Origin of the sequence: Caballeronia arationis (assembly GCF_001544975.2) — a bacterium.
Classification (GTDB): Bacteria; Pseudomonadota; Gammaproteobacteria; order Burkholderiales; family Burkholderiaceae; genus Caballeronia; species Caballeronia arationis.
Window position 1 is genome coordinate 1 of the sequence record NZ_FCOG02000578.1, and the last position, 631, is coordinate 631.

At 58.2% G+C, this 631-nt stretch carries 1 protein-coding gene; it reads right to left on the bottom strand.

Annotated elements, in window-relative coordinates; translation table 11 throughout:
- Positions 1–79: 79 nt before the first annotated feature.
- A complete protein-coding gene (locus AWB81_RS43960; protein WP_062644822.1) occupies positions 80–385 on the bottom strand; it encodes a hypothetical protein in 306 nt (101 codons plus the stop codon).
- Positions 386–631: the final 246 nt, after the last annotated feature.

The following is a 631-nucleotide window of genomic DNA, read 5'->3' on the forward strand; positions in this document are numbered from 1 at the left end:
CCAGTTGCGCGGCGGCGGACGTCATATGTTACCGCAGCGCTTTGCAGGCCCTACGCTCAGGGCCGTGACGGCCTTATGGTTACGCCTTGTGGATGCCCGCGCCGGCCGCGTGTGCACCGATTTGCGGAATGTCGCCGTACTTCGAGGAGGAATCGAGCTGCGCCGCGATTCGCCCGAGTTCACCGAGCAGCGCGAGCAATTCCGCCTGCTGAACCGGTGCCACTGCGGGCGCCTTTCGCAGCTTCTCGATGCGCTCGCGCCAGTACGACACCGGCCATGCGGCGCTTCGGTGCCAGTGTCGCGAGCGGATCATCCTCGCCAGATGATCGATTTCCTGCTCGATGAAATGCGCTGTGATGTACGTGAAGTCGCGTCGTTGAACCACGTTCGTGTCCCCGATGGCGGCTCGGGCAGGAAAAGAAAGCGCGCTTTCCCTAAGCCCTCGCTTTGCGCATGATCTTAGCACTTACTTATCAGTTTGATAAGTACACAGCATCGCTCAGATTTTCATCTCTTCGGCGATGCTATGATTGAATCGTCCTCTTTCAATGGTTTCTACATGGCTAAAAAGAGCGTCTTCGACGCCTATTTTCGCTTCCTGAATCTGGCGCAGGCGGTCCAGGCATTACCT